The organism is Microbulbifer agarilyticus (assembly GCF_020171345.1).
GTDB lineage: Bacteria > Pseudomonadota > Gammaproteobacteria > Pseudomonadales > Cellvibrionaceae > Microbulbifer > Microbulbifer agarilyticus_D.
In genome coordinates this window covers 164,794-188,904 of the sequence record NZ_JAIUZM010000004.1, presented here as the reverse complement: position 1 = coordinate 188,904, position 24,111 = coordinate 164,794, and the positions used below count along the sequence as shown (strand labels likewise).

Sequence of the window (24,111 nt, the reverse complement as noted above, 5' to 3'; positions counted from 1 at the left end):
GCGAGGGCCATAGATGCTGGCACACTCGCGATATTCAAGGTCACTTATCCACGTGGCCCAAGTCGCGTTCAGGAAAAAGTACATCGCGCACTTTCTGTTTCAATTCTTTTGCCCCGGGAAAACCCCCGTCCCGCTTGCGCTCCCAGATTAGTTTGTCACCGACGTGAATCTCGAATACGCCGCCGCTCCCGGGCCGCAGCGCGACCTGATCCAGGTCCTCGGAAAAAGTGTACAGGAGCTCCTGGGCCATCCAGGTTGCCCGCAGCATCCAATTGCACTGCACGCAAAAGTGAATAGTGACCGTTTTTTGCATAGTTCGACTACTCAGTTGCCGCCCCAGGGGGGCAACAGGTCCTGTTCGATGTGTAGCTGACTCAGAATCCGGGCCACCACAAAATCCACCAGTTCTTCCACCGACTGGGGCTTCTGATAAAAACCCGGGCTCGCGGGCAGAATCACCGCGCCCATGCGAGTCAGCTTGAGCATATTCTCCAGGTGCACCTCCGAATACGGCGCCTCACGGGGCACAATAATCAGTTGCCGGCGCTCCTTAAGCGCCACATCGGCGGCCCGCTCAATCAAATTGTTCGAGGCTCCGCAGGCAATGGCCGACAGGGTGCCGCCGCTGGCCGGGCAAATAACCAGGCTGGAGGCCGCCCCGGTGCCCGATGCCACCGGTGAAAACCAGTCGCGCTTGCTGAACAGGGTCAGCTGACCTGGCTTCGCATTGTACAGATCGCTCAAAAAATATTCTGTGCGTTCTTCCTCTTCTGGGAGAGAAATATCGGTTTCGGTATTGATTACGATGCGCGCGGCATCTGAGATCAGCAACCACACACGTACCCGTGCGGCCAGCAGGCACTGCAGCAGGCGCAGGCCATACTGGGCGCCGGACGCACCGGTAATTGCGAGAGTGACGGTTTTGGAGAATGTGGGCTCAGCCAATGGGGTATCCGTTACGCCCCGTGACGAGGCTATCCGCTGGTAGTCTGCGACCCGTACTTGTGCTCAAGCGCACGCAATAGCCGCTGGTGTACACCGCCAAAGCCACCGTTGCTCATCACAATCACGTGACTGCCGGGGCTGGTCAGTTCGAGAACGGATTCTACCGCAGCCTCGATGCTGTGGAGAACCTTCGCCGGCACGGTGGAGTGGTGGACCACCTCATCCAAGGACCAGTTCATCCCCTCCGGCTGGTACCAGAGCACCAGATCCGCCCCGGCACAGGCGCGAGCCAGTTGGTCGCGATGGTGCCCCTGGCGCATAGTATTCGAGCGCGGTTCGATCAGCGCAATCACGCGGTCCTCGCCGACTTTGGCCCGCAAGCCGTTGAGGGTGGTTTCGATGGCCGTGGGGTGATGGGCAAAATCGTCATAAACCCGAATTCCCTGGATATCCCCCAGGCATTCCATGCGGCGTTTGACCCCGGCAAACTTTGCCAGCGCCTCGGCGGCCACCGCAGGCTCCACTCCCACGTGACGCGCGGCGGCAAGTACCGCAAGGCCATTTTTAACACTGTGCATGCCGGTTTGATCCCAGCGCACAGTCGCGACGGAATTGCCTTCCAGCAGGACATCAAAGCGACTGCCATCGGCAGCAACATTGACGGCACACCAGTCTCCCAGACGCACGCCGTCTGCCTGCTCCACATCAAAGCGCTGCACCTGGCTCCAGCACCCCTGATCCAGCACCTGGGTGACCGTGTCTTCCTGGGCCGCCACGATCAGGCCACTGGCCGGCACCGTACGCACCAGATGGTGGAACTGCTTCTGGATCGCCGCCAGGTCATCAAAAATGTCTGCGTGGTCAAATTCGAGGTTGTTGATAATCAGGGTGCGCGGGCGGTAGTGGACGAACTTGGAGCGTTTATCGAAAAACGCCGTATCGTACTCGTCGGCCTCCACCACAAAAAACGGCGTGCCGCCGAGCCGCGCAGAAACATCAAAGTTGCTGGGGACGCCTCCGATCAGGAACCCGGGGTCCATACCCGCATATTCCAGCACCCAGGCAAGCATACTCGCGGTAGTGGTCTTGCCGTGGGTCCCGGAAACCGCCAGCACCCAGCGTCCGCCCAGGAAGTGATCGCACAGCCACTGGGCTCCGGAGGTATAGGGCAGCCCCTTTTCCAACACCGCTTCTACTGCCGGGTTACCCCGCGACAGGGCATTGCCAACAATCACCAGATCGGGTGCCGGCTCCAGCTGAGACGGATCGTACCCCTCGGTCAGGGTAATGCCTGCACGCTCCAGCTGGGTACTCATGGGAGGGTAAACGTTGGCATCCGAACCGGTGACCTTGTGGCCCTCGGCCACTGCCAGCTGGGCCAGGCTGCCCATAAAAGTCCCACAGATGCCTAAGATATGAATATGCATGCCAGTAGAAATGCTCTCTCAAAATACGGATTGCGGTGAGACCCAAGGTTCACGCAATCATTTTCGCCATGCGGGCATGGTAATGACCGGCAGCCGTTGTCGGCGCGGTTTTTGCTTGCTTGGTGTTCAGCGGCATAGCGCGCTGCGACACAGCCTTATTCGGCAATCGGCCAAGCTTATCACGGCCTTTTACCGCAGTATGTGCCGAAAGCCCGGTATACCATGCAATTGCCATATGAATACATTAGACTTCGCGCCGCGCGAGGCTGCCAATAGAAGTCGCCCGCCGACAACACGCCAAGACGTGTACTTTGACGAGAAACTGCAGCCATAGGATAGTCATGTCCAAGAAAAACGCTTTTTACGCGCAATCTGGCGGCGTAACCGCCGTTATTAACGCCTCCGCCTGCGGGGTTATCGAAACCGCCCGCCAGCACAGCGACAAGATCGGCAAGGTCTACGCCGGCCTAAACGGCATCGTTGGTGCTCTGAAAGAAGAGTTAATCGACGTCAACCAAGAGTCCACCGAGACCATCGCCGCCCTGCGCCACACCCCCTCCGGCGCTTTTGGTTCCTGCCGCTACAAGCTGAAGAGCCTCGAGCAAAACCGCGCCGAGTACGAGCGGTTGATCGAAGTGTTCAAAGCCCACGACATCGGCTATTTTTTCTATAACGGCGGTGGCGATTCCGCCGATACCTGTCTCAAGATTTCCCAGCTATCAGAGAAGATGGGGTATCCCATCCAGGCAATCCACATTCCGAAAACCGTGGATAACGACTTGCCGTTTACCGACAACTGCCCCGGCTTTGGCTCCGTAGCCAAGTATGTCGCGGTGTCTACAAAAGAAGCCGCGCTGGACGTCGCCTCCATGTGTGCAACCTCCACCAAGGTATTTATCCTCGAAGTGATGGGTCGCCACGCTGGCTGGATTGCCGCCGCCGGTGCCCTGGCCCAGGAACAGGAAGGCGATGCACCGCACATCATCCTGCTGCCTGAAGTGGCTTTCGACAAAGAAAAGTTCCTCGCCAAGGTGCAGCAGACCGTTGCCGACAACGGCTACTGTGTGATCGTTGCTTCCGAGGGCGCCCAGTACGAAGATGGCACCTTCCTCGCGGATGCCGGCAGTGTTGATGCCTTTGGTCACAAGCAGCTGGGCGGCGTCGCGCCGACACTGGCCAAAATGGTCAAAGACGAGCTGGGCCTGAAGTACCACTGGGCACTGGCAGACTACCTGCAACGCGCTGCACGACACATCGCCTCTGCCACCGACGTCGAGCAGGCCTATGCCGTGGGCAAAGCCGCTGTAGAAGCGGCTATCGCCGGCAAGAATGCCATCATGCCGACCATTGAGCGCAATGGTAGCTCGGCGGCCGACTACAGCTGGAGCATTGGCGAAGCACCGCTGTCAGAAGTGGCGAATATCGAGAAGTTCATGCCTAAGGAATTCATTGCCGAAGATGGCTTCGGCATTACCCAGGCCGGCCGGGATTATCTGGAGCCGCTGATTCAGGGCGAGGACTACCCACCCTACAAGAATGGCATCCCCCAGTACGCCCGCCTGAACAAAGTGCTGGTGGACAAGAAACTGAAAGACGGCTTCGACGTCTAATAACCGGTTACTAATCAGTTAGCATCAACGAAGCAAAAAAAGCCCCCGGCGGAAAACCATCGGGGGCTTTTTTATTTGCACTCATTAGGGCCGTTCGTTAGGGAAGATAGGCACAACGGCTATACGTTTAGCAATAGATGCTGACGTTCCCAAGGAGAAATCTCGCGGTGAAATAAACGCATCTCCTGTAACTTAACTGCCGCATACAGCTGACAGAAATCCTCACCCAGCGCCTGGCGCACTTCGCTGGCATCCGCAAAAATTCGCAGCGCCTCATCAAAAGTACCGGGAAGATAAAAACTCGCCTCCTGCTCCTCATCCAGCTCGGACGCCGCAGGCGCACTGGGTTCCACGCCATTGACCATACCGAGATAGCCGCAGACCAGACTGGCGGCGATCGCCAGATAGGGATTAGCATCCACACCCACTACCCGGTTTTCCAAACGGCGATTCTGGGCTCCGGAATTCGGCACACGCAAACCCGTTGCGCGGTTGTCGTAACCCCACCCGGTATTAGTCGGCGCACTGGAGTTATCGGCAAGCTCAAAGCGGCGGTAGGAGTTCACGTTGGGGGCAATAAACGGCATGATCTCGCGCAGATGTTTCTGGGTGCCGCCAATAAAGTAGCGGAACAGATCGGAAGCACTGCCATCCTCGCCGGAAAAAACATTCTTGCCACTCGCGGTATCCACCACACTCTGATGAATGTGCATGGCACTGCCGGGCTGATCGCGCATCGGTTTGGCCATAAAGGTCGCAAACATGCCATTTTTCAACGCCGCTTCGCGAATGATGCGTTTGAAGTAAAACACCTGATCCGCCAGCAGTAGAGGGTCGCCATGGGGCAGGTTGAACTCCACCTGCCCCGCGCCGTCCTCCTGAATCACCGAGTCAATATGCAGGCCGGCGGCCTCGGCAAATTCATAAATGGTATCGATGACCGGGCCATACTCATCGATAGCGGTCATGGAGTAAGACTGCAGCGAGCTACCCGAGCGTCCATTACGGCCAACAGGCGGCTGAATCGGCTCGTTAGGATCAATGTTTGGCCGCGTCAGATAGAATTCGAGCTCCGGCGCCACTATCGGCTGCCAGCCCTTTTCTCGGTACATACCAATCACCCGCTTCAACACGTTGCGCGGGGCACAGGGGATTGGGTTGCCATTGAGGTCCTGCAGGTCGTGAATGATCTGTAACGCCGGTGTCTTGGCCCAGGGTACCGCCATTGCCGTGGACATATCCGGCACCAACGCCATATCGCTTTCTGCCCACTGATTCTCGATATCCATTTCTACATCCTGACCGGTAATGGTCTGATAAAAAATCGAAATGGGGAGAAAAATGGACACATCCGGGGAAAACTTGCTTAACGGCATCGCCTTGCCACGCGACATACCGTGCAGGTCCGGCACGATACACTCCACTTCGTCCAGGCGACGGCCATTGAGATAGGCGAGGAAGGCTTCGGGCAGGACATCCAGCCAGGAATTAACATCGGGCTGACTCATACAGGCTCCAGAGGATTGGCCAAGAGGATTGACCAAGAGATTGAACAGGAGTGGCCAGTGTAATGGAAAGGCTCTGTTTGCAAATCCATACGCGCAAAAAAAATCTTGAGGGCAAACCCGCTACCCTCTGCCTGCCCGTGTTCCTGCGCCACGCTATATCTGGTAGCATCGCCCCCGTAAACCTAAGGGGTGGCGAAAGCCTGAGATGTCCTCAAGTCACATTGACTTGAACCGCAAACCCTTGAACCTGATCCGGCTAATACCGGCGTAGGAATAGGTAGTCCACAAGCTCCCCTCTTCACGTCGCACACCGGGTCTCTCATCGATCAGTCAGAGAGAGCCATGAATTCCAACGTTCGCATCCAGTCCATTGTCAAACCAGTCGCCCAGGCTATTGCCGCCGCTATAGCATTTGCCAGCGCTGCGGTGTCCGCAGAAAACGCCATCGAGGAAGTTACGGTGACCAGCCAGCTGCGTGAAGCCAGCCAGCTCGACACTCCCACCAGTGTCAGTGTGCTGGATGCAGCCGCCATCGACACCCGCGGTGCCACCAACCTTGAGCAACTGCTGAACCTGGCGCCCAATGTGAACTTCTCCAGCGGCGCCTCCCGTGGTCGTTTCGTACAGATTCGCGGCATTGGTGAGCGCAGCCAGTTCATCGACCCGGTGAATCCGTCAGTGGGCCTGATCGTGGATGGCATCGACTTTACCGGCCTCGGCCTAGCCGCCAGCACACTGGACATGCAGCAAGTGGAAATCCTGCGCGGCCCGCAGGGTACCGTGTACGGGGCCAATGCACTGGCCGGTCTGGTGAGCATGACCAGCCATGCCCCCAGCGAAGAATACTTCGCCAAGGTATCCGCCGAAGCCGCCCGCTACGGCTCCCACACCCTGTCTGCGGTAACCAGTGGCCCAATATCCGAGCAACTGAGCTACCGCTTTGCGGTACAGAACCAGCAGTCCGACGGCTATGTGCACAACCGCTACCAGGACCGCGCCGACACAAACAATATCGACGAGACGGTTGCCCGCGGCAAGCTGCGCGTTAAAGCGAGCGATGACCTGCAACTGGACTTCACCCTTTTCTACCTGGATGCGGACAATGGTTATGACGCATTCAGCTTCGACAATGCCCGCGCCACCCAGTCCGACCAACCTGGCCACGACCGTCAGGAAACCCTTGCCGGCGCGGTAAACATGCAGTGGAACGGCAATAACCTGTTCACCATCCACTCCGTACTGAGCGTGGCCAACTCCGATACTGAATACGGTTACGATGAAGACTGGTCCTATGTGGGCTTCCACCCCTGGGAGTACAGCTCTACCGATAATTACCTGCGCGAGCGCGACAACCTGAGCGCCGATATCCGCCTGGTTTCAACCGAAGCGAGCCGCCTGTTTGGCGACAGCACCGGCTGGGTGGCCGGTGCCTATCTGCGCACCGAAGAAGAAGCACTGCAGCGTAACGCCAGCTTCGCCAGCCAGTTCGACACCGATAATGCCGCTGTCTATGGGCAGCTCAACACCGCCCTGGGTGCGCGCCTTGAATTGATTACCGGGCTGCGTTTCGAGCAACGCCGCGCGGATTACAGCGATTCTCTGGCGGTAGGCAATGACACCAGCGAAGACCTGTGGGGTGGCAATATCACTCTGCAATTTAACGCTACCGACAACACCATGGTGTACGGCACTCTCTCCCGCGGCTATAAGGCCGGCGGGGTCAACGGCCGAATTATTTCCGCTTCCGAAAGCAACCCAGCCATTGGCAGTGACACCTTCCTGTTCGATACCGAAAGCATGCTGAACTACGAGTTCGGGGTAAAAGGCGACTGGCTGAATAATCGTCTGCAGGCCCAGGTTGCCGCTTTCTATCAGGATCGCAGTGATGTTCAGGCCAAACAGTCCATCTTCAATCCGCAAGATTTTTCCTTCGATGACTACCTGGCGAATGCCGCCAATGGTCACAGTGCCGGTGTTGAAGCAGAGGTAAATTTCCAGGCCAGCGATGCCCTGCAACTGTTCGCTACCTTCGGCTGGCTGAATGCGGAATTTGAAGATTTCATCAGCAGCACCCATGTCGATGCCCGCGATGACTATACCGGCGAAACCACACTGGTCGACCTCGGTGGCCGCGATCTGGCCCACGCCCCCAACTACCAGTTCTTCACCGGGGCGGAATACGCGCTGACCGACAATCTGAGCGCGCGGGTGGAACTGGAAGGTAAAGACGACTTTTATTTCTCCAATAGCCACAACGAAAAGTCCATCGCCTACGAACTGATCAATGCGCGCCTCACCTACCGCGAAGACAACTGGGACCTATCCTTGTGGGGCAGAAACCTGACCGATGAAGTGATTTACACCCGCGGCTTCTACTTCAGCAATCAGTTCGGCAATAACCCGGCGAATGGCTATGCTCCGGAAGCTTACTATCAGCTGGGTGAACCGCGCACTGCCGGCATCTCTGGCAGTTACACCTTCTAAATGGGAGCCTCGCTATGCAACTCTCCGTAGAAATCAGCATGTACCCGCTGAAAGATGAATACATTCCGGCCATCAAGGATTTTATCCAGCGCCTGAATGAACACCCGCAACTGCAGGTAATCTCCAATACCATGAGTACCCAGGTATTTGGTGATTACGACGTGGTCATGGACATTCTGAAAGCGGAAATGCGCAAGTCCTGGGAGCAGTTCGGTCGCGCGATCTTCGTGTGCAAGTTTATCGACGGCGACCTCAACCCCAATAGCGGGCTCTGACCGATGTTCTCACCGGAAATTCGCGAAGCCATCGCCAGTGCCTACGCCGCCATGTCCCTGTGGGAGGTGGCAGCGGTGGTGCTGGCGCTGACCTACCTACTGCTGGCCATGCGGGAAAATATCCTGTGCTGGTATGCGGCGTTTGCCAGCACGGCCATCTATCTGTTCCTGTTCTGGGATGTCAGCCTGTTGATGGAGTCCGCGTTGCAGATCTTTTATCTCGCAGTCGCGCTGTACGGCTGGTGGCAGTGGCGCCAGCGCCGGGATGATGGGGAGAGGCTGCATATCCACCGCTGGCCCGCAACTATGCACCTTTATGCATTTACCGGTGTTGGTGCTCTCACCCTTATCTTTGGCTATGTTCTGGATAACTACACCAGTGCCGCCCTGCCCTATCTGGATTCTTTTACCACTTGGGGCGCAGTGGTCACCACTTACATGGTCACCCGCAAAGTGCTGGAAAACTGGCTCTACTGGATTGTGATCGACGGTGCGGCGATCTATCTGTACATCGACCGCGAGATGTATCTCACTGCCTTACTGTTTGTACTCTATGTGATACTGGTGATTATTGGGTTTTTCCAGTGGCTGACCTTGTACCGTTCACAGAGCACTTCATTCAATCACAGTGCGCCAAACCCCAATGATTCCCTGGCCAGCTGAGGTTATCCCCGATGACTGGCGGCGCTGGAGCCTCGCCGAGCCTGAATTGATCCGCCCGTTGACCAATGGCTTGACGAATCGCAGCTTCCTCTTGAGTACAGTTAAGGGAAAGGTCGTATTGCGCTGGAACTCTCCGATCAGCGTTCAACTCGACCTTGATCGCCGGGCAGAGGCACAGGCTCTGCAACTGGCCAGGGGGCTCAGTGCCCCACTGGTTTACTGCGACCCCGATCAACGCTACCTAGTTACCCAGTTCATCGATGGCAAAGTCTGGCCATCTGGGCCACCGGATACACACCTTCAGCTGTGCAAACTGGCTCGACTGACCAGAAGCATCCATCAACTACCTACCATCGATCTTCAGCTCGATATAAATGCCAAGATCTCGGCCTACCGGCAGTCAATAGGGAATGATCAGCAGGGCTTGCGGCAACTGAATCGTGATATTCACGCCCATATCATCTCTGCTGAGGCCATGGGCGACCACAAGGTCCTTTGTCACAATGATTTACAGAGGGAGAACCTGATTTCAGACAGAAACGGGCAGCTCTACGCCATAGATTGGGAATATGCCGCCACAGGCGACCCATTTTATGAACTCGCGGTAATTGCCGAGGAGCACCATTTACAGGGCGCTCGGCTAGAAGCATTCCTTACAGAATACCTCCGGCGCCCTGCCGGCAAACACGACTTCCTAAGACTGAGCCACTGGCGGGTGATATACACGTACTTGACGCTACTATGGTATGCAGTACAGCTCTCTCAGGACACTATGCCTGAAGTTGATTCAGGCACAAAAATCAAAGCGCTAAAACAACACCTATCCAACCTTTTGCAGGGATTTTAAGTTGTCTTCCCCCACTACTTGCAAAGGCGGGCAGACATCAGAGTGCCCTGCAATCACGATACACTCCTCAAGCCTTAACTGGGCTGGCCACCGTTTTATCTGTCGCGCTTGGGCCGTAACTCAGTTTGCCATTAAACAGCAGGGAGGTAATTTTAAAGCGCTTCACAATGGCAAAATGGAACAACATACCGCCAAGACAGGCGCCGACTGCAGAGAGAGCCATGCGCGCATCCATAGACACGCCAATTTGTTGAAGCGCAAATAACAGGAAGGCCACAATAATAAAATGGACCACATAAACCGTGTATGCGGACTGCGCCATCACCCTGACAACCCAAAAATCCTTATCCAGAAAACGTGCGCCGAACGCACAGAGAAAAATCGATAACAGGATAGCCAGAACGTACTCGTAAACAACGGCAAAAAATTCAAGGAACCGCAACCCAAGCCCCCCTCCCTGATACTGACCCAAAACAAGGCTCAGTGCGACCGAACCGCCAATGCATACCAGAGCCACGAGGCCCCACTGGACATAGCCACTATTGAATTTCACGTATACATCTCGCCACATATACATGAACACCCCCAACAAAAAGTAGGGGAAATGCTGCACAGAAATGAGAACAAATAGTCCGACCAGGTGAATATAGGGAATTTCCCACATAAAGCTCGGAAGTATCACCTTGTAGGATAGGGCGCACGCGAGTACCACAATGGAAAAGAACACAATCCTAGCCAGGTTTTCAGGCATATATTTTGAGAGCCAATGAACCGATTTCATTGAAAAACGCACGGTATACTTCAGGATCAATGTATACGCCAGAAGAGAGAACAGGAACCAGGCGTGGTACATCCAGAACATTTTAAAATCTTTGTTCGCGCTCACCTGGCTGTAATAGGAAGCCATCCACTCTGCCGTAAATGGCGCCAACAGAATGACACACACTAGCGCGGGAACCACCAGCATGACGAGTCTTCCCTTGAGAAAAGGCAGAGTTCCCTTGCGCTCAATCAGCGCCAAGGAAAAATAACCGGATATCAAGAAAAAGCAGGCCATTCTGAACGCTCCTGAAACATCCCGCACGAAGTCATAATCACCACCCCCCGCATCCGCATGCGCTGATCGATAAAAGACTCCAACAAATAGCGCAAATGCCCTGAGAAAATCCAGATGATATAACCGACGATCCATGTCTCCCCCTCGTTACTCCAATATGTATACGACAACTGCAATTTTCGGGCCGCTCCATTTAGCCCAAAAGCGCGGCTATCTTATAAAAATAATTTGCCGCCCGGCCAATGGAATTGGCCGAAACTTGGGATACGAAGAATGAAACTGGCGCGAAAAACGACTCCAGTGCACGCTGGCTTCATTTCAGACAGTTACTGCATCGAGAGACGATCGAAGAAGAGATTGTTGAACGCGAGATATGCCTGGATGCCATTTAGATTTTGATCAGTGATCTCCGCGGCAGGCATTCAAAAAAATGTCACCATAATCATCGACTGAAAGTGACAGCGGATTACCTAGTGCCGATGGGTCGGCAATAGCCATTCGGGCAATCTCGCCTGCGGCGTCCTCGCCAATACCGATTTCCACCAGGGTATTGGGAATGCCAAACTCACGGCGCAGAAAAAGAACCCAGTCCAGAACACCGTCAAATCCTGTTTCGGACAGGCCGAGATAGTTCGACAGCCGACGCATCGGCTCTTCGATCGCGGATCGGTTGGCCACCAGTACATAGGGCATGAGGATCGCGTTCAGCAAGCCGTGATGCTTGTCATACACGGCACCCAGAGGATGTGCCAGCGCGTGCATGGCACCCAGCCCACGCTGGAATGCGGTCGCCCCCATACTGGATGCCGCCAGCATTTGCATACGTGCCTCGAGATCATTGCCGTTGGCTACCGCGCGTGGCAGGTACTCATGTATCAGGCGCATGGCTTCGAGCGCAATTCCCTCTGCCATGGGGTGGTAACTGTTCGAGCAAAAGGCTTCCAGATTGTGAGACAGTGCATCCATCCCTGTAGCCGCGGTGATCGGTGCTGGCAGCCCGACCGTCAGCTCGGGGTCCAGCAACACGATTTGCGGCAACATGCGCGGATGAAAAATGATTTTTTTTAGCTTGGCACTCTGGTCAGTAATGACCGACGAGCGCCCCACTTCAGAGCCGGTGCCGGCAGTGGTGGGCACCGCGATTACCGGCGCCATGCCGCGGGTGTTTACCTTGAGATAGTTATCTCCCACATCCTCAAACTCCCAGATGGGATGTGTCTGGCCAACCATTAACGCAATGGCTTTACCCGCGTCCACGGCGGACCCTCCACCCAGGGCGATCACGCCGTCGCAACCGTGCGCCCTGAACGCGACCACACCATCGGTAACGTTTTCTCCCGTAGGATTACCTTTGATATCACTGAATACCGCCAGCGGTATCCCATCTACCAGGCACCGCTCTACGATCGCCTGCACTATGGGCAGCGCCGCCAAACCCGGGTCGGTTACCAGTAGCGGTGTACCCATGCCCAGCTCGCGGCAAAGCTGCGGCAACTCTGCGATGCGCCCGGCACCGACACGCATTGCTGTGGGATAATTCCAGTTGGAAAAAAACGCAGTATCAGACATTTTGCTATCCGTGTGGCAGCTTGAAATTGAAGGACTTGGGTCGAGTAAGGTGCTCGAAGCCGATACCGGACAAGGTACATCCGCGACCAGAGTTTTTAACCCCAGTCCACGCCAGTGCCGGGTCCAGGTAATCACATCGATTCAAAAATACCGTGCCGGTGCGCAGTCGGTCACCCAAGTCCAGCGCAACCTGCTCATCGGCAGAATAAATTGCCGCGGTCAGTCCGTATTCGCTGTCATTCATAAGTGCCAGCGCTTCGTCGTCATCGCGCACCGGCACCACCCCCAGCACCGGGCCGAACGATTCCTCGTTCATCACCCGCATGTCGTGATCTACATTGGTCAGTAGTTGCGGTGCCATATAGGCACTGCCCCGGCAATCCAGCGCAAAGGCCCCCTCATCGATATGCGCATGTGCGCCTTGTGCCACCGCCTCGTCAATTTGATCGCGCACAAAATCCGCGGCGCTGGCGCGTACCAGTGGCCCCAATGTGGTTTCCGGCTCATCCGAACGACCCAGGCGATACTGGTTGATTTTCTGCACCGCGCGCGCGACAAATTCATCATACGCAGAGCGATGAACGTATAACCGCTCAATACCGCAACAGGATTGCCCTGAATTGAAAAAGGCACCATCGACAACGGAATCCACCGCATACTCAAGGTCAGCATCGGCACGCACGTATGCGGGATCCTTGCCGCCAAGCTCCAGTCCCACAGCGAGAAAACGCCCGGCAGCTGCACTCTCTACCGCCGCACCACCCGCTACCGACCCGGTAAACGCAACATGCTCAACACTACCGCGAATAATAATTTGCTCCGCATCCCGGTGGCCGAGATGAAGATATTGAAACACTCCAGCAGGTAATCCCGCCTCGTGAAATGCGTCAACCAATCGTTCGGCACACAGCGGCGTTTGCGCCGAGTGCTTCAGGATTACACTATTGCCAGCAAGAAGCGCCGGCACCACCGCATTGATGGCGGTGAGATAGGGGTAATTCCACGGCGCGATCACCAGACTTGTGCCCAGAGGCTCACGGCGAATAAAACGCGTGTAGCCGCTTTTCTCCGGTAACGATATATCCTGCAGCGGGCTGGTGTCGGACTCGGCGAGATCCGCCATATACAGCGCGCGCTCGGCAAGACCGTCAATTTCGCCACCGGCGTAGGCGATGGGGCGCCCCATTTGCCAGCAGATTTCCTCGGCGAGTGTACTTTTTTGTTTCTGTAAATTGGCCACCGCAGCGCGCACCAGCTCGACCCGCTCCGCCACGGGCACCTGCCGCCAGGTAAACTGGGCACTGCGTGCGCTATTCAGCGTATTCTGGATTTCGTACTCCGTCGCCAGCGGCCGTTCCACGTAAACGCGGTTGTCGATCGGAGAAATACACTGGAGTTTCTGCATAACGATCCCGGCTTCCTGCCGCAATTATTGGAATTGCTTTTTAACGACCCTTGTACCTGGCACACCGCGCCCGAAGCTATTCGACCTGGCGCTAAATGATTTCCCGCTAGATAATTTCAAAGTAACGCTGTAATTCCCACTCGCCAACGTGCTTGCGATACTCCCGCTCTTCCCACTCGCGGCTGGCGGCAAAGTGCTCCACAAACGCATCGCCGAACAGGCTGCGCGCGGCACTGGATTGCCGCAGCCGTTGCGCCGCATCCCACAGGGTGGGCGGCAGCGCCAGCTCCGCCGCATGTTGCCCCTCATAGGCATTGCCCTGCACTGGCTCTCCGGGCTCCCACCCCTGCTCGATACCGTAAAGGCCCGAGCCAAGGGCCACCGCGAGCGCAAGATAGGGGTTAGCATCGGCAGCACCCAGTCGATATTCCTGGCGCTGGGAATTTTCACTACCGGGTATCACACGCAGCGCCGCAGTCCGGTTTTCCACCCCCCAGGTGGCATCGGTGGGTGCCCAGAACCCGGGAATCATGCGCCGGTAACTGTTAATAGTTGGCGCGACCATACTCAACAACTCAGGCATCAACCGCTGCTGCCCGGCGAGAAAGTGCCGCTGGGTGGCGCTCATATTGTGCGGCTGCCCCGGGGCATAAAACGCAGAGGTATTGTCAATTTTATTGCGCAGAGACAGGTGGATATGCCCGCTCTGGCCAGGGTACTCATTCGACCACTTGGCCATAAAGGTGGCCATCAGGCCGCGACGCTCCGCCAGCACCTTGATAAAGGTTTTGAACAGCGCGGCCTTGTCCGCCGCAGCCTCTGCCTGATCCACGGTGATGGCCGCTTCCAACACCCCCGGGCCTGTTTCCGTGTGTAGTCCCTCAATAGGAAAATCCATACGCTCGGCCAGGGTAAGAATTTCCTCGTACAGATCCGCATGCACGGAATTGCGGATCATCGAGTAGCCAAACCACCCCGGAGTGAAGGGTTTTAGATTTCGATAACCCTTGGTACGTGCGCTATCTGGGGTTTCATCAAACAAGAAGAATTCGTATTCCAAGGCGGCGTAAGGACTGAAACCCGCCTGCTCGCAGCGCTCGATAACCCGCCGCAACAGCGCACGCGGGCACACAGCCTCGGCCGCGCCGTCAAATTCGGCCAGGAACAGCAGCATGCCGTCCTCAAACGGCACCTCGCGACAGGTATGCGGCAATATCCGTACCGGCGCATCCGGATAACCAGTGTGCCAACCCGTGTATTGGGCGTTGTCGTACAGCTGATCCTGCGTGTCCCAGCCCAACACCACATCGCAGAACGCAAACCCTTTGTCCAGCGCCGTAAAGAACTTCTCGCGGCTCATATACTTGCCGCGCATCACCCCGTCGTTGTCGAACAGTCCCACCTTCACATGACTGAGGCTGCGGGTATCAACGATATGCTTGGCATCCTCCACCGAGCGCACCTGACGCGGCTGCGGCGATCGCGTTACCCCAGTGACGGATGACGACGGGCTGGAAGATGGAATGCCGGAAGAAGGGGTTACTGGCGGCTCCTGCGGGGCAGGCGGCAGTTCGGTGGATTCGTCCATGGTCGGCTCCATTATTGTGATCTGGATTGTGACCCGGCAGACGATGCTGGCTGCGGGCGGAATCTTGCCTACAGCATAGTCAACACATGAGCACTCAGGGCGCCAAACACCCTACTGCTGGGCGACTATGTAAGTGCCCGCTCAGGGTATATAATCCGCGCTCCGAAATTTAACCCACCCATTTGATTATTTTTTAGTCAGGACCACCAACAGGACTAGCAATGAGCTTCGACAAGGTTTCCCCAGGTAAAGAGCTGCCCAACGATATCAACGTAATCATCGAGATCCCGGCCAACCACGATCCGATTAAATACGAAGTCGACAAAGACGCAGACGCGGTATTCGTAGACCGTTTCGTAGCTACCCCGATGTTCTACCCGGCCAACTACGGCTACGTACCTCAGACCCTGTCTGAAGACGGCGACCCCCTGGACGTGCTGGTTGTTGCGCCTTACCCGGTAATGGTTGGTTCCGTCATCCGCTCCCGCGTGATCGGCGTTTTGAACATGACGGACGAATCCGGTGTCGACGCCAAACTGCTGGCGGTACCGCACACCAAGCTGACCAAGCTGTACGACCACGTGAACGAAATCGGCGACCTGCCGGAGCTGCTGATCAAGCAGATCGAGCACTACTTCGAAAACTACAAGGCGCTGGAAGCGGGCAAGTGGGTGAAAGTAGACGGCTGGGCTGATGCTGACGCGGCACGCGCAGAAGTTATGGCTTCCCGCGAGCGCTACCTGAAAGAAGAAGGCTGATCCCACACACTGGTGATCGCCCGATCTTTCCGAAAGCCGGCCTTGCGCCGGCTTTTTTGTGCCCGTTAAATAGGGGTAATAACGTAATTGGAGCCCACCGATGGCAGACACAATCGCAGGACCCGACGGCAAACCGCGCTGTGGCTGGTGCGCCGCTACCGATGATTTCTTTCCCTACCACGATAATGAATGGGGGTTTCCGGTAGACGACGATCAGCGCCTGTTTGAAAAAATTTGCCTGGAGGGATTTCAGTCCGGTCTGAGCTGGCGAACGATTCTCGCCAAGCGGGAAAATTTTCGCGCAGCCTTCAAGCAATTCGATTTCAACAAGGTGGCGAAGTTTGCCGAGAAGGATGTAGAACGACTGCTTCAGGATGAAGGCATTGTACGGCACCGCGGAAAAATCGAAGCGGTGATCAACAATGCCCAACGAGCGAAGGACATGGTACGTGAGGAGGGGTCACTTGCCGCCTACTTTTGGGGGTTCGAGCCTGAGGAGATCCCCGATGCAATTCCGCAAAGTGTATCCACATCGGAAGTTTCCAAGACCATTTCAAAAGACCTGAAAAAGCGCGGTTGGAAATTCGTCGGCCCCACTACCGTCTATGCATTTATGCAAGCCATGGGGCTGATCAATGATCACGCCACAGATTGTGTAACGCGCAAGGCCGTAGATAAGGCCAGAAAGCAATTTAAACGGCCATCAATCCGGTAGTTTGAACGAGGCCTTGCCGGTGACATGCCCGCCCAGCTTCCAGTCAGGCACCTTCACCTGAACTGGCGGCGGCGCTTGCTGTTCACTCGCCTCGACCAAATTGCCAACGGGGGGCTTCAGGCTCAGATGACTCACGGGCACCTGTACCGGCTCCACCGTGATCCGCTCATGTTCCTTCAGCAGGTTGCCTTCCATGGGCGCAAGAGATAGCGCACCTTCAGCTTGCGCCACTGGTGCAGGCTTCACCGCCGGCGCCGGTGCAGCCGGGGTCTCCTCCACCGGGCGCGGCGCCGGCACGGCTTCCACTTCGCGGGCGGCTTCATTTTTAACCGACGATTGCGCTCCCTGACGCGCCAATGTGGCCTGTAACTGTTCCGCCTGCGCCAAGTTCAAGCCTTTCTTAATCGCCAGAGGTCGACCACTGAACAACTTCTCCACAGTCTCTGGACCCGCCTTGAACAGACGCGCCATATTGGCTTTCACATCGGCCGCGGTGTAACCGGGCTCCAGGTCGCCGCGGAAAATCACGCTGTAAGTGGATTCGCTCATAACACTGTCTCGATAGTGGCGCCGCGTTAAATCGGCATGCGTACTTTTTATTTTTTGTCGGTGTCTGTTCTGGTTGTTCGCTCTTGGCACCAGCACCCTACGTTGGCGTATCTGGCGGCAGAATTCAATGGGTTTAATCGTCGGAATCCAGGGTCTGATCCATGGTGTAGGCTGGGGTAGCCGCACATTTGCCGGCCACAATACGCGCGGGTACACCCGCGACCGTGGAGTGATTCGGCACGTCACGCAACACTAGGCTGCCCGCGGCGATCTTAACGCCCTCCCCTATGCGCACAGGGCCCAACACCTTGGCACCGGCACCGATCATCACACCGCGACCGATTTTCGGATGACGATCGCCACCACCACTGCCACTGCCACCCAGGGTCACCGAATGCAGAATAGAAACATCGTCTTCCACAATGGCCGTTTCCCCCACCACCAGACCGGTCGCATGGTCGATCATGATGCCGCAGCCAAAATGCGCCGCCGGATGAATATCCGTGGCGAACTGCTCCGAGATCTGACTCTGAAAATACAGCGCCAGTGTGCGGCGCCCCTTGCGCCACAACCAGTGGGCAATACGGTGGGACTGCAAGGCGTGGAAACCCTTGAAATAGAGGAACGGCATGATGTATTGATCGCAGGCGGGATCGCGATCGTACCAGGCACAGATATCTGCCTGCATACTGAGAGAAATCGCCGGATCATCTGCCAGGGCCGCCGCAATGACTTCCTGCAGGGCCGTCGCGGTCAAGGCGGCATGGTCGAGCACGGAAGCGAGCTGATAGGCAAGCGCACTGTCGATAGAGTCATGGCGCAGCACGGTATTATGAAAATAACTGGCCAGCACCGGCTCACCGGAAGCAGACGCGGCAGCCTCCGCCCGCATGGTGGCCCAAATATCCCGTTGTTTCAGTTCAGTGGCGGTAATAACACAAACTCCTGTACCGGTGCCTAGCACGTAAATGCTTTATAGCCTGCTGATATTCGTTGGGTATGCGGACGCGGGCACCGCAATAAAGCGCGCATAGATCTGTGGCATTTGCTCACAAATCAGTGAACTCAGTGCCAGCGACTGATCTTGCGGGCAACTCTTCACCTGTTCAACCAGCGCCTGCTCACTCAGTAGATCCTGAAACTCTCGTGCGCGCGGCGCATAACTCAGGTGCCAGCGCTCTGGCGCTACCCCTCCATGGTCTTCACTGTAGGGGCGAAACAGACCATAACTTTCACCGGCCGCAATACGTGCATCCAGCCAGCAGTGAAAGGGACCAAACATCCCTTCGTCCGCAACCTCTTCCGCGGTCAACTGCACCTGATATCCCTCGGGCAATGCCGACGCATCAATCACGTCGAAATCGGTACCCCAGTGGTGGCGCGATGCGCCCGGCAGGGCAGACCAGCGCAATATAGCGAATAGAATGTCCTCAGGCGACATTCCCGCTACATCCATAGGCCTGCCCAGGCTATCCAATACTGGGCGCGTTCCTTCGGCCTTCGCATTCCAGATACGACGCTGGCGCTCAAAGTCACGAAAGCCGGAAACCACCTTCGGTTCAAAGCCTGCGTCCCGTGCATCCCGTCGCAGCTGATCAAATGCCACCAGCGCCTCAGGGTGCATTAGTTGCCCGGAGATCGGCTCGAGTATCACGTGTGCATCGGTGCGCCCAAAAACCATGTCCTTTAGCAATTTGTGCATGGCAAAATTTTCTCCTCAACGCCCAGTGGCACCCGTTCTAATACTACATCTGGCCAAGCCCAACAGAACCAAAGATCTGCAAAACAGGTATTTGCGGACTAGTCTTTTTCTGCAAAGGGCAAAACAGCCGCGCGATGCGATTGAAACCCGATACTACCTGACGATTTACCATCGTTGGTTAAGCGATTCGACAAATTTACACTGTGCGCAAGTTTTGCCAGATCTGGCCCGCTGCCGGCCAGCGACGCCAGCCAATCGCCCGCAAGCACGGTTTGGCCTTTTATTATTTTGTGCTATGTTGGCGACCGTTGTATTCGACCCGGGATTGGGTCGAATCTGGTAGCCATCGGGAGACCGCCCAAAGAAGTGCGGCAATTGATGCGCCGCGGCAATGGCTACCGCACTGTCTAACAGTTCAGGGAAGAATGTTATGCACCCAAGTCAGTCAGAGTTGTTAAAACTGAAAAACCTGGGCCTCGCCTCCGTCAATATTCTGCACTCGATTGGCATTCGCACACAGGATGACCTCCATCGCGTGGGTCCCGCTGAAGCCTTTGCCAGTATCCGCGGCCGCGGTATCAACGCCTCTCGCGTACTGCTTTACGCGCTGCAGGGCGCCCTGCTCGATGTTCACTGGAACGAACTCGACCCGGACCTCAAGGCCAACCTGGTGACCGAAGCCGAGCAAATACTGGCGCGCAAAGATCGCGTCTGACTTACCTTCCACGGGCTTCAAGGCAGCAAATTTTCATAGAGCGTCTGACTCGTCTTTCGACACGTCGCAGACTTGCAATTGGCGCTCAGCGACCCTATCAAGCCCTCAGATTAACTTCGATACACGCCGCCTTAACCCGTGCTGGAACCAGCCGGTGGGGGCTGTGCTCTAACCTTATTATTATTCGATCTATTTTCACCCTGCGGAGAACACAATGCTGCGAATAGGGCTTTTCCTGCTCACCAACCTGGCTGTCATGGTATTGGTCGGCATCATCTTTAACCTGTTCGGGATTCAGGGAATCCTCGACGCCAATGGCGTCAATCTGAACCTGCCTGGACTGCTGACGATGTGTGCCATTTTCGGTATTGGCGGCTCATTAATCTCACTACTGCTGTCAAAAACCATCGCGCGCAGGACCACTCGCACCCAGATCATCGAACAGCCGCAAACGGCCGACGAGCGCTGGCTGGTAGAAACAGTTCGCGAGCTGTCGCAGAAAGCCGGCATCGGTATGCCAGATGTGGGGATCTTCCCCATGCCGCAGGCTAATGCCTTCGCCACCGGCTGGAATCGCAACAGCGCCCTGGTGGCGGTGAGCGCCGGACTACTGCAACGCTTTAATCGCGACGAAGCGCGCGCCGTAATCGGCCACGAGATCGGCCACGTCGCCAACGGCGATATGATTACCCTGGCCCTGATCCAGGGCGTGGTAAACACCTTCGTGATGTTCTTTGCGCGCTTGGTGGGCTTCTTTGTTGACCGCGTACTGATGCGCAATGAGCAGGGGCTGGGTATTGGTTACTACATCACCTCCATCGTGATGGATATCGTGTTTGGCTTCTTCGCCATGATGGTTGTCGCCTGGTTCAGCCGCCGCCGCGAATACCGTGCCGACGCCGCCGGCGCCCACCTCGCCAGCCCGCAGGCCATGATCGCGGCCCTGGCGCGGATCAAGGCGGAATCGGAAGCCGGGCGCGAGGAACCGCTGCCCGCCAACATGAAAGCCTTCGGTATCTACGGCAACAGCATGGCCGCGCTGATGGCGAGCCACCCCCCTCTTGAGGATAGGATCCTGGCACTGCAAAATTCTGCTCGTTAACCGCAATTGTCGGCGAGGATCCCCGCCCGGGACTCCTCGTCACTCTACCCTGCGGCACCCCACTTTTTTGACGCAGGAAACCCGCCCAACATGCGCCTGATCAGATTCGTTTCTCGACTTATTTTCGCTACCGTTCTGAGCATTCTTGCCTTCGCGGCCAGCGCAGAGTCCCGCCCCCCACAATTTGCCACCGACGACGAAACCAACACCATGCAGGTGTTCAATTTCGCCAGTCCCTCGGTGGTGTACGTCACCAATGAAGCACTGGTGCGCGACCGCTGGAGCCTGCGCCTGCACACGGTGCCGAAAGGCGCCGGCAGTGGCTTTATCTGGGACGAACACGGCCACGTGGTGACCAATTTTCACGTAATCGAAAAAGCCCGCAAGATCACCATTACCCTGCAGGACCGCAGCGAGTGGCCTGCACAGCTGGTGGGATCGGCACCGGAGAAAGATCTTGCCGTGCTGAAAATCAATGCGCCAGGGGAACGGCTCAAGCCACTGATACCCGGCGAGTCCTCCAGCCTCTCGGTGGGGCGCAAGGTACTGGCAATCGGCAACCCCTTTGGCCTGGACACCACCCTGACCACCGGCGTGGTGAGTGCGCTAGGGCGTGAAATTGACGCGGCAGGCAACCGCACCATCCGCAACGTGATCCAGACCGATGCGGCGATTAATCCCGGGAACTCCGGTGGTCCTCTGCTCGACAGCAGCGGGCGGCTTATCGGGGTGAATACGGCAATTTACAGTCCGAGCGGCGCCAGTGTGGGTATTGGTTTTGCAATTCCCGTGGATACGGTGAAGAAGATTGTCCCGGAGTTGATCGCACACGGCCGCCTGGTGCGTCCGATTCTTGGCATCGAATCGGCACCGGACCAGTGGGCGAACCGCTACGATTTTGAGGGTGTGGCGGTTCTGCGCACGGCGCCGGGCTTGCCCGCCGACAAAGCCGGGCTGCGCGGCGTATACCGCGGCAGCCGCGGTGGCTGGCAACTGGGTGATGTGATTGTGGGTATCGACGGTCGGCCCATCAGCAATTACGATGACCTGATGAATGTACTGGAAGACCGCCGCCCCGGGGACCGGGTACAGGTGGACTATCTGCGCGACGGGGAGGCGTACCAGACCTCGCTGGTACTTGCGGCACCTTAACGCATTTGTAATTTAACTTCGCTTGCTACTTAAGTGGCGGAGCCGCTACCGGGGTGCGCCTGGCGAGACACGCCGTAAACCCATCCCTGGGGCTCTTCGAAAAAGTCCCTTTTTCGAAGGTCTCACCAGGCGCACCCCGGTATCGACACCTTCGCCCCAGACTTTAAGTAGTAGCTCGAGCCAATAATTCGTTAAACTGCCCGCCGAACCACTTTTTCTACAGCGCTGTAACTTTCCATGCAAAAACATTTCCTCTGCGGCTACGAAGACCTCACCGAAGGCGATTCCAAAGGCTTTTCTCTGGGCGACAAAAGCGCGGGCATGGACAATGTATTTGCGGTGAAAAAAGACGGCGAAGTGTACGCGTATAAAAATGTCTGCCCCCACCGGGGTATCAACCTGGAGTGGCAGCCGGATCAATTCCTGGATTCGGAAAAAGCCCTGATCCAATGCGCTTCCCATGGTGCCCTGTTCGAGATACGCACCGGCGAATGCATTGCCGGTCCCTGCGCGGGCGACGCACTGACACCAGTGCCCGTCGAGTATGCGCAGGACGGGCTCTACGTGTTACTGGCGGACTAGTTACTCAGCAGGCAAAAACGGCACCGGCTCGGTCAGGCAAATTTCTTCTGCACCGAGCTTGGCGCGGTAAGCGATTACTTCCACACCACTTTTTAGCGCCTGCGCCAGCGCCTCGGCATAGGCCGGGTCAATGTCGGCAGCGGCTTCCACCGTGGCAATCTGGTCATGCTGCACGCAGTAAAACAGCACCGCGCGCACGCCGGACTGGGCGAGCTTTTCCAGTTCACGCAAGTGCTTGGTTCCACGGGTACTCACTGCATCGGGAAACATGCCGCGCGCGCCTTCGGCGAGGGTGACGTTTTTTACTTCGACGTAACAGGCGCCCGCCTCCCCTTCCAGCAGAATATCGATTCGGCTGTTTTCTTCACCGTACTTCACTTCGCGGCGCAGGGCGTCGTAACCCTGCAGTTCAACGACAACGCCTGTACTTATCGCCTCTTCCACAAGGTGATTTGCGCGGCCGGTGTTCACACCGGCTTTCGCGCCCTCGGGCGTGGTGGTGATCTCCAGGGTGTGACGATACTTGCGCTTGGGATTACCGGAATCGGAATACCAGCAGGGGGTGTTTTCCTCCCAGCAGTTCTTCATGGATCCAGTGTTGGGGCAATGAATGGTCATAATTTCGCCATCCGGCAAGGCAACATCCGCCAAAAATCGTTTGTAGCGGCGCAGGAGTTTTCCCTCGATCAAGGCAGGGCTCAGTTTCACGTGGTCTTCTCAATAAATCGTTTAAAAATCCAACATAAGTTGATGTAAGCGCCAACTTGTTGAAAAAATGGCCGCCAGAATACACCAATCAAGTCACCCTTTGTGGGAGGATCATCGCCAGAGGACAGGTCCGACAACATTTTGTGGCGCAGTCGTGTGAGATTTGATAGTTTCCTCGCCTTGGCTGCTGCCGCAGCCATTGGATACAGCCTGCGGTCTAGGCTTCGCGCCTGCTAGGCTTGAATTTGGTTGTAGTGCCCCTATAAAGAAGGGCCCGTATTACGAGAGAGGCAATGACTATGCCCAATACTGCTGCGAAATCCGATTCTCTGCACGGCTTTGAGCCCTATCAGGAACAGAAGGGCGAGGAGTACATGAATGAGAAGCAGCAGGAGCATTTCCGCAAACTGCTGCTGGCCTGGAAAGCCGAACTGATGGCAGAGGTGGATCGCACCGTAACGCACATGAAGGATGAGGCTGCCAACTTCCCGGACCCGGCCGATCGCGCCAGCCAGGAAGAAGAGTTCAGTCTGGAACTGCGCACCCGCGACCGCGAGCGCAAGCTGATCAAGAAAATCGACTCCACCCTGGAGCTGATTGATCAGGAAGACTATGGCTTCTGTGAAGCCTGTGGTGTCGAAATCGGTATCCGCCGCCTGGAAGCCCGTCCAACCGCAACCCTGTGTGTGGACTGCAAAACCCTGGCGGAGATCAAAGAGAAGCAAATCTCCGGTTGATCCCGCTTTCTGG

Annotated in this window: 24 protein-coding genes and 1 riboswitch; of the genes, 12 read left to right on the top strand and 12 right to left on the bottom strand. The window is 56.6% G+C overall.

Annotated features, from left to right (window positions below; translation table 11 throughout):
* Positions 1-40: 40 nt before the first annotated feature.
* Genes LCM31_RS13605 through mpl form a run of 3 tightly spaced genes read right to left on the bottom strand, consistent with a single transcriptional unit; the run spans position 41 to position 2,372 of the window.
* Positions 41-313 (bottom strand): SelT/SelW/SelH family protein, encoded by a 273-nt coding sequence (locus LCM31_RS13605; RefSeq protein ID WP_224870946.1) that lies wholly within the window; start codon positions 311-313, stop codon positions 41-43.
* An 11-nt stretch (positions 314-324) separates the two neighbouring features.
* Complete coding sequence (locus LCM31_RS13600) at positions 325-945, bottom strand: flavin prenyltransferase UbiX (protein ID WP_224870944.1); 621 nt, start codon at positions 943-945, stop codon at positions 325-327.
* Positions 946-974: 29 nt separating this feature from the next.
* Positions 975-2,372 (bottom strand): UDP-N-acetylmuramate:L-alanyl-gamma-D-glutamyl-meso-diaminopimelate ligase, encoded by a 1,398-nt coding sequence (gene mpl / locus LCM31_RS13595; protein ID WP_224870942.1) that lies wholly within the window; start codon positions 2,370-2,372, stop codon positions 975-977.
* A gap of 341 nt (positions 2,373-2,713) precedes the next feature.
* Here mpl and LCM31_RS13590 point away from each other — a divergent pair, with 341 nt between their 5' ends.
* Entirely contained in the window at positions 2,714-3,982 is a 1,269-nt protein-coding gene (locus LCM31_RS13590) for a 6-phosphofructokinase (RefSeq protein ID WP_224870940.1), read from the top strand.
* A gap of 119 nt (positions 3,983-4,101) precedes the next feature.
* Here LCM31_RS13590 and LCM31_RS13585 read toward each other — a convergent pair whose 3' ends face one another.
* The gene (locus LCM31_RS13585) at positions 4,102-5,490 is read right to left on the bottom strand and encodes a glutamine synthetase family protein (protein ID WP_224870939.1); all 1,389 of its coding nucleotides are present in this window, start codon (positions 5,488-5,490) and stop codon (positions 4,102-4,104) included.
* A 175-nt stretch (positions 5,491-5,665) separates the two neighbouring features.
* Positions 5,666-5,781: riboswitch (TPP riboswitch) on the top strand.
* 51 nt (positions 5,782-5,832) lie between these two features.
* Between LCM31_RS13585 and LCM31_RS13580 the strand changes: the two genes are divergently transcribed.
* The 4 genes from LCM31_RS13580 to LCM31_RS13565 are packed head-to-tail and all read left to right on the top strand — an operon-like array spanning position 5,833 to position 9,759.
* A complete protein-coding gene (locus tag LCM31_RS13580) occupies positions 5,833-7,974 on the top strand; it encodes a TonB-dependent receptor (RefSeq protein WP_224870936.1) in 2,142 nt (713 codons plus the stop codon).
* 14 nt (positions 7,975-7,988) lie between these two features.
* The gene (locus LCM31_RS13575) at positions 7,989-8,249 is read left to right on the top strand and encodes a YkoF family thiamine/hydroxymethylpyrimidine-binding protein (RefSeq protein WP_010132468.1); all 261 of its coding nucleotides are present in this window, start codon (positions 7,989-7,991) and stop codon (positions 8,247-8,249) included.
* A gap of 3 nt (positions 8,250-8,252) precedes the next feature.
* A complete protein-coding gene (gene pnuC, locus LCM31_RS13570; RefSeq protein WP_224870934.1) occupies positions 8,253-8,912 on the top strand; it encodes a nicotinamide riboside transporter PnuC in 660 nt (219 codons plus the stop codon).
* Positions 8,893-9,759: a choline/ethanolamine kinase family protein gene (locus LCM31_RS13565; RefSeq protein WP_224870932.1), complete on the top strand. Its 867-nt coding sequence runs from the start codon at positions 8,893-8,895 to the stop codon at positions 9,757-9,759. The genes pnuC and LCM31_RS13565 overlap by 20 nt, the downstream gene beginning before the upstream one ends.
* A gap of 67 nt (positions 9,760-9,826) precedes the next feature.
* Here the strand turns inward: LCM31_RS13565 and LCM31_RS13560 are convergent, their stop codons facing one another.
* From LCM31_RS13560 to LCM31_RS13545, 4 genes are all read right to left on the bottom strand, one after another.
* Positions 9,827-10,951, bottom strand: coding sequence for an acyltransferase family protein (locus LCM31_RS13560; RefSeq protein ID WP_224870930.1), 1,125 nt, complete (start codon positions 10,949-10,951; stop codon positions 9,827-9,829).
* A 264-nt stretch (positions 10,952-11,215) separates the two neighbouring features.
* Entirely contained in the window at positions 11,216-12,385 is a 1,170-nt protein-coding gene (locus LCM31_RS13555) for an iron-containing alcohol dehydrogenase (protein WP_224870929.1), read from the bottom strand.
* 4 nt (positions 12,386-12,389) lie between these two features.
* The gene (locus LCM31_RS13550) at positions 12,390-13,790 is read right to left on the bottom strand and encodes an aldehyde dehydrogenase family protein (RefSeq protein WP_224870927.1); all 1,401 of its coding nucleotides are present in this window, start codon (positions 13,788-13,790) and stop codon (positions 12,390-12,392) included.
* Positions 13,791-13,896: 106 nt separating this feature from the next.
* Positions 13,897-15,378 carry a glutamine synthetase family protein gene (locus tag LCM31_RS13545; RefSeq protein WP_224870925.1) on the bottom strand — a complete coding sequence of 494 codons (1,482 nt, stop codon included), beginning with the start codon at positions 15,376-15,378 and terminating at the stop codon, positions 13,897-13,899.
* 221 nt (positions 15,379-15,599) lie between these two features.
* Between LCM31_RS13545 and ppa the strand changes: the two genes are divergently transcribed.
* Both ppa and LCM31_RS13535 read left to right on the top strand, forming a co-directional pair.
* Positions 15,600-16,136, top strand: a complete 537-nt coding sequence (gene ppa / locus LCM31_RS13540; protein WP_010130952.1) for an inorganic diphosphatase — start codon at positions 15,600-15,602, stop codon at positions 16,134-16,136.
* Between the two features lie 100 nt (positions 16,137-16,236).
* Positions 16,237-16,851 (top strand): DNA-3-methyladenine glycosylase I, encoded by a 615-nt coding sequence (locus LCM31_RS13535; protein WP_224870922.1) that lies wholly within the window; start codon positions 16,237-16,239, stop codon positions 16,849-16,851.
* Here the strand turns inward: LCM31_RS13535 and LCM31_RS13530 are convergent.
* From LCM31_RS13530 to LCM31_RS13520, 3 genes are all read right to left on the bottom strand, one after another.
* A complete protein-coding gene (locus LCM31_RS13530; RefSeq protein WP_224870921.1) occupies positions 16,840-17,400 on the bottom strand; it encodes a hypothetical protein in 561 nt (186 codons plus the stop codon). The genes LCM31_RS13535 and LCM31_RS13530 overlap by 12 nt on opposite strands.
* A gap of 133 nt (positions 17,401-17,533) precedes the next feature.
* Complete coding sequence (gene cysE, locus LCM31_RS13525) at positions 17,534-18,364, bottom strand: serine O-acetyltransferase (RefSeq protein ID WP_224870919.1); 831 nt, start codon at positions 18,362-18,364, stop codon at positions 17,534-17,536.
* Between the two features lie 9 nt (positions 18,365-18,373).
* Complete coding sequence (locus LCM31_RS13520) at positions 18,374-19,102, bottom strand: M15 family metallopeptidase (protein WP_224870916.1); 729 nt, start codon at positions 19,100-19,102, stop codon at positions 18,374-18,376.
* A 430-nt stretch (positions 19,103-19,532) separates the two neighbouring features.
* On the opposite strand from LCM31_RS13520, the gene LCM31_RS13515 reads away from it, so the two are divergent.
* The 4 genes from LCM31_RS13515 (at position 19,533) to LCM31_RS13500 (ending at position 22,653) form a co-directional block, all read left to right on the top strand.
* Complete coding sequence (locus LCM31_RS13515) at positions 19,533-19,817, top strand: TfoX/Sxy family protein (RefSeq protein ID WP_224870914.1); 285 nt, start codon at positions 19,533-19,535, stop codon at positions 19,815-19,817.
* A gap of 214 nt (positions 19,818-20,031) precedes the next feature.
* Positions 20,032-20,919, top strand: a complete 888-nt coding sequence (gene htpX / locus LCM31_RS13510) for a protease HtpX (RefSeq protein ID WP_222250150.1) — start codon at positions 20,032-20,034, stop codon at positions 20,917-20,919.
* A gap of 90 nt (positions 20,920-21,009) precedes the next feature.
* Positions 21,010-22,071: a S1C family serine protease gene (locus LCM31_RS13505; protein ID WP_224870912.1), complete on the top strand. Its 1,062-nt coding sequence runs from the start codon at positions 21,010-21,012 to the stop codon at positions 22,069-22,071.
* A gap of 237 nt (positions 22,072-22,308) precedes the next feature.
* A complete protein-coding gene (locus LCM31_RS13500; protein WP_224870910.1) occupies positions 22,309-22,653 on the top strand; it encodes a Rieske (2Fe-2S) protein in 345 nt (114 codons plus the stop codon).
* Here the strand turns inward: LCM31_RS13500 and sfsA are convergent, their stop codons facing one another.
* Positions 22,654-23,361: a DNA/RNA nuclease SfsA gene (sfsA, locus tag LCM31_RS13495; RefSeq protein WP_224870908.1), complete on the bottom strand. Its 708-nt coding sequence runs from the start codon at positions 23,359-23,361 to the stop codon at positions 22,654-22,656.
* 299 nt (positions 23,362-23,660) lie between these two features.
* Between sfsA and dksA the strand changes: the two genes are divergently transcribed.
* Positions 23,661-24,098, top strand: a complete 438-nt coding sequence (gene dksA / locus LCM31_RS13490) for an RNA polymerase-binding protein DksA (RefSeq protein ID WP_010130962.1) — start codon at positions 23,661-23,663, stop codon at positions 24,096-24,098.
* The last annotated feature ends 13 nt before the right edge of the window (positions 24,099-24,111 follow it).

Bases quoted from the DNA above. Each gene is read 5' to 3' on its own strand.
- mpl (WP_224870942.1), bottom strand. From the start codon at position 2,372: ATGCATATTCATATCTTAGGCATCTGTGGGACTTTTATGGGCAGCCTG.
- LCM31_RS13530 (WP_224870921.1), bottom strand. From the start codon at position 17,400: ATGAGCGAATCCACTTACAGCGTGATTTTCCGCGGCGACCTGGAGCCC.
- LCM31_RS13560 (WP_224870930.1), bottom strand. From the start codon at position 10,951: ATGGATCGTCGGTTATATCATCTGGATTTTCTCAGGGCATTTGCGCTA.
- LCM31_RS13590 (WP_224870940.1), top strand. From the start codon at position 2,714: ATGTCCAAGAAAAACGCTTTTTACGCGCAATCTGGCGGCGTAACCGCC.
- ppa (WP_010130952.1), top strand. From the start codon at position 15,600: ATGAGCTTCGACAAGGTTTCCCCAGGTAAAGAGCTGCCCAACGATATC.
- pnuC (WP_224870934.1), top strand. From the start codon at position 8,253: ATGTTCTCACCGGAAATTCGCGAAGCCATCGCCAGTGCCTACGCCGCC.
- LCM31_RS13500 (WP_224870910.1), top strand. From the start codon at position 22,309: ATGCAAAAACATTTCCTCTGCGGCTACGAAGACCTCACCGAAGGCGAT.
- LCM31_RS13565 (WP_224870932.1), top strand. From the start codon at position 8,893: ATGATTCCCTGGCCAGCTGAGGTTATCCCCGATGACTGGCGGCGCTGG.
- LCM31_RS13535 (WP_224870922.1), top strand. From the start codon at position 16,237: ATGGCAGACACAATCGCAGGACCCGACGGCAAACCGCGCTGTGGCTGG.
- LCM31_RS13605 (WP_224870946.1), bottom strand. From the start codon at position 313: ATGCAAAAAACGGTCACTATTCACTTTTGCGTGCAGTGCAATTGGATG.
- LCM31_RS13585 (WP_224870939.1), bottom strand. From the start codon at position 5,490: ATGAGTCAGCCCGATGTTAATTCCTGGCTGGATGTCCTGCCCGAAGCC.
- htpX (WP_222250150.1), top strand. From the start codon at position 20,032: ATGCTGCGAATAGGGCTTTTCCTGCTCACCAACCTGGCTGTCATGGTA.
- LCM31_RS13575 (WP_010132468.1), top strand. From the start codon at position 7,989: ATGCAACTCTCCGTAGAAATCAGCATGTACCCGCTGAAAGATGAATAC.
- LCM31_RS13550 (WP_224870927.1), bottom strand. From the start codon at position 13,790: ATGCAGAAACTCCAGTGTATTTCTCCGATCGACAACCGCGTTTACGTG.
- LCM31_RS13505 (WP_224870912.1), top strand. From the start codon at position 21,010: ATGCGCCTGATCAGATTCGTTTCTCGACTTATTTTCGCTACCGTTCTG.
- LCM31_RS13520 (WP_224870916.1), bottom strand. From the start codon at position 19,102: ATGCACAAATTGCTAAAGGACATGGTTTTTGGGCGCACCGATGCACAC.
- LCM31_RS13580 (WP_224870936.1), top strand. From the start codon at position 5,833: ATGAATTCCAACGTTCGCATCCAGTCCATTGTCAAACCAGTCGCCCAG.
- dksA (WP_010130962.1), top strand. From the start codon at position 23,661: ATGCCCAATACTGCTGCGAAATCCGATTCTCTGCACGGCTTTGAGCCC.
- LCM31_RS13555 (WP_224870929.1), bottom strand. From the start codon at position 12,385: ATGTCTGATACTGCGTTTTTTTCCAACTGGAATTATCCCACAGCAATG.
- LCM31_RS13545 (WP_224870925.1), bottom strand. From the start codon at position 15,378: ATGGACGAATCCACCGAACTGCCGCCTGCCCCGCAGGAGCCGCCAGTA.
- LCM31_RS13515 (WP_224870914.1), top strand. From the start codon at position 19,533: ATGCACCCAAGTCAGTCAGAGTTGTTAAAACTGAAAAACCTGGGCCTC.